The following is a 3,458-nucleotide window of genomic DNA, read 5'->3' as shown; positions in this document are numbered from 1 at the left end:
GCCAACCTGGGCCCGATGAGCCGCAAGATGAAGGACGTCGAGCTGCAGGCCTTCGAACAGAAGTACGGCTACAAGCCGACCGCTGTTCCGGTTGCCGTGGACGCCCTGGCGATCTTCGTGCACAAGGACAACCCCATCAAGGGTCTGACCATGCAGCAGGTCGACGCCATCTTCTCCTCCACCCGCCTGTGCGGCGGTCGGCGGTCTGGTGGCTGCTGCCCATGGCTTTCACCGCCGCGCCGACGCCGTTCTGCAGGCGCGCGATCATCTGCTCGATCTCTTCGGTGGACTGCTGGGTGCGCTTGGCCAGGGTACGTACCTCGTCGGCCACTACCGCGAAGCCCCTGCCCTGCTCACCGGCGCGCGCCGCTTCGATGGCGGCGTTGAGCGCCAGCAGGTTGGTCTGCTCGGCGATGCCCTTGATCACATCGAGCACGCGACTGATGGAGGAACTGTCGGCGGCCAGCTGGTTGATCACCGCCACCGACTCGTCGATCTCGCCGGCTAGGCGCTGGATGCTGCCCACCTGGGACGCCACCAGGGCGCGGCCGCTGGTGGTTTCCTGGTTCACGTTGTGCGCGCTGCCCACCGCCACGGCGGCGCTGCGCGCGACTTCCTGGGCGGTCGCGGCCATCTGGTTCATCGCCGTGGCGACCTGCTCGATCTGGTTGCGCTGGCCAGCCACGGCCTGGTTGCTTTCTGCGGACACCGATTCGACGCGTACGGTCTGCCGTTCCACTTCGCCGACGGTGCGGCCGACCTGCTCGATCAGGTCGTGAATCTTCGAAACGGTCTGGTTGAAGGCATCGCCCAGTTCGCCCAGCTCGTCGCGGCTCTGGGCCTTGAAGTTGACGGTCATGTCGCCAGCGGCGACCCGCTCCATCATCGCGCCCAGGCTCTTCAGGGTGCTGCGGGTGGAGACGTAGAAACCGCCGTAGAGGTAGACGATGGAGACGAACACCACCAGCAGCGCGACGACCAGCAGGACCATCTGCCGCTGCTTGCTGGCCAGGCGCGCCTGCAGGGCGCCGTCGACGAATTGCAGGACGTGGTCGTCCAGGCGATAGGTGTGTTCCATCGCCTTGCTGACCTGCTCGTAGAAGTCGAGCCAGGGCGTGTCGAGGGTGTCGGCCATCACCACCTTGTCTTCGAACAGCTTGCCCATGGCCTTGATGGTTTCGCGGCTGGCCTGGGCGTCGGCGGACAGTTCAGCCTGCGCCGCAGCGCTGGCGCCGAGGGCGTCCTGCAGCTTGAGGCCGTATTCGGCATGGAGCTTCTCCAGCTCCTGCAGCAGGTCGTCCAGCTTGCTGCTGGTGGACGAGTTGAGGAAGCCCTGGCCGAGCGCGCTGGCGCCCATGGTACGGCCCTGGCTGAGGGTCTCGGTGACTTGCGGGGTGCCGGAGGTGATCAGTTCGGCGAGCTGGCGCAGGTCGCGGGCGTCGTCCTGGCTGAGGCCTGCCTGGGACACCAGCAGCTTGTTGAATACCTGCACTTCGCTGAGCAGGCGCGCGGCCATGGCCGACTTGCTCTGCAGCGAACCTTCGGCGTCGACGCCCTTCAGGCTGGCCAGCAACTCGTCGCGCTTGGCGTTGAATTCGCTGATCTGCTCGGCGTCGGACGTCACCGGCTGCAGCCCGCCGATCTGCCCCTGCAGATCCTTGTGCAACTGGCTGATGCGCGAGTCGATACCGCCGGACTTGTTGGATTGCCCGAGTACGCCGTTGATCTGCAGCAGATCGTTGTAGGCTTCGAGGTTGCGGCGGATCTTCAGCCCGTCGCTGATCAGTTGCAGGCTTTCCAGCTCGGCGCGGGTACTGACGAACTGCCCGTAGGAGTCGCGCACCAGGTAGAAGTTGGTGATCAGCATCGGCAGGAAGAACAGCACGCTGATCAGGCTGAACTTCATGCCGAAGCTCAGACGGTTCATCAGCGCGATGGCCGGATAGAGCACGGTCCTCACAAAGACGTCTCCTGTTCCCGTTATTGTTATGTCGCTTGTCGGGGATGGTGCAGCGCACCCTGGATGGGCCGTCGCCGCGAGCGCTCAACGTGTCAGGCAGTGACCGTCACCACGCACTCAGGTCTGGATGTGTACCTGATATCGGCAGGGAGTTCTGTAACTTAAGGTTAAAATGCCATCATCGGACCGGCGGGCGCCGGCCCGATCCGGGCGTTTCAGAGCAGCAGGGTCCAGACGGCGAACACCGCGTACCAGAGCACTGCGGAGCGCACCAGCAGCTGCCACAAGGCATCCAGGCTGGCGACGCCCTTGGCACCCAGCCCGCCCTCGTTGAAGTCTTCGGCCACGTAGCCAGCGCGCGCGAGCAGACGAGCGGCAGGCACGTCCCAGGCCAGCAGATCGTGCAGCAGCATGCGGGTGACTGCGACGAAGTTGCCCACCAGGGCGAAACTCAGCACCAGTGCCCGTGCCGGCAGCCAGTCGAAGGCATGCCGCAACTGCGCCGCGCGCTCGCGCAGCAGCGGTTGGCGGCCCTGATCCGCCGCAATGGCGAGCAGCCGATAGGCCAGCGCCGCCACCGGGCCGAGCAGCGCGTACCAGAAGATCACCGCGAAGAATGCCTGGTAGGCCTGCCAGACCAGCGTGCCCTGAACCTGGGCGAGAAGATCATCGTCACTCTCGGCCTGCACACCGAGGTCGCGCTCAGCGACGTGATAGGCGCCTTGGGCATCCTCGCGGCGCCAGGCATCGCGGAACGGGCCGATGGCGCGCAGCACGTCGCCACGGCCCAGGCTCCACACCACCACCAGCAACTGCACCGGCAGTGCCAGCAGGCCGTAGGCGACCGGGTCGAGGATGGTCAGCAGCAGCGCCAGCAACAGCAGCGGCGGCAGCACAGCGACCAGGATGCCCAGCCAGGGGCGCTCGCTGAGCGACTTGATCCCGCCCACCGTGTCCAGCCAGCCGAGCCACAGGCCGTCGCGCTGAATCCGCCCGCGCCAGCCGGAGAACTTCTCGATCACCAGGACCAGCAACAGCACCAGGAAACTCATGTCGACTCCTTGTTCGCAGCACGGCCGGCGCCACCCTCGGCGCCGATGCTGGTGAGGAAACGCGGCCAGTCGAACGACTCGCCCGGATCGGTCTTGCGCTCCGGGGCAATGTCGCAATGGCCCTGGATGCGCGCCGGGGTGATCCCCGGGTAGGTCTTGCGCAGCTGCCGGGCCAGGTCGGCGAGCACTTCGTACTGGCGGTCGCTGTAGGGCTCGGTGTCGGTCCCTTCCAGCTCGATGCCGATGGAGAAGTCGTTGCAGTTCTCGCGGCCGTCGAAGCGCGACACGCCGGCATGCCAGGCGCGCGAGTTGCACGAGACGAACTGGAACAGCGAACCGTCGCGCTCGATCAGGAAGTGCGCCGAGACAGTCAGGCTGCAGATGCTGGCGAAGTACGGATGCTCGTCGGCGTCGAGGCGGTTCTGGAAGAATTCCTGAACCTTGCA

At 65.9% G+C, this 3,458-nt stretch carries 2 protein-coding genes and 2 pseudogenes; 1 reads left to right on the top strand and 3 read right to left on the bottom strand.

What is annotated here, in order from left to right:
- Positions 1-204 (top strand): annotated as a pseudogene (locus QO207_RS31310) (PstS family phosphate ABC transporter substrate-binding protein); the annotation flags it as partial.
- Here the strand turns inward: QO207_RS31310 and QO207_RS31305 are convergent.
- The 3 genes and pseudogenes from QO207_RS31305 to ampD form a co-directional block, all read right to left on the bottom strand.
- Positions 197-1,960, bottom strand: a pseudogene (locus QO207_RS31305) (methyl-accepting chemotaxis protein); the annotation flags it as partial. The pseudogenes QO207_RS31310 and QO207_RS31305 sit on opposite strands and share 8 nt — an antisense overlap.
- A 215-nt stretch (positions 1,961-2,175) precedes the next feature.
- Positions 2,176-3,012, bottom strand: a complete 837-nt coding sequence (gene ampE / locus QO207_RS31300; protein ID WP_301536120.1) for a regulatory signaling modulator protein AmpE — start codon at positions 3,010-3,012, stop codon at positions 2,176-2,178.
- Positions 3,009-3,458 (bottom strand): 1,6-anhydro-N-acetylmuramyl-L-alanine amidase AmpD (gene ampD, locus QO207_RS31295; protein WP_301536119.1); only part of this gene is annotated, 450 nt, incomplete at its 5' end. The genes ampE and ampD, both read right to left, overlap by 4 nt.

This window comes from Pseudomonas sp. CAN1, from assembly GCF_030462585.1.
Classification (GTDB): Bacteria; Pseudomonadota; Gammaproteobacteria; order Pseudomonadales; family Pseudomonadaceae; genus Pseudomonas.
Note: the sequence above shows the minus strand (reverse complement) of the source record. Positions and strands in the feature narration are given on the sequence as shown.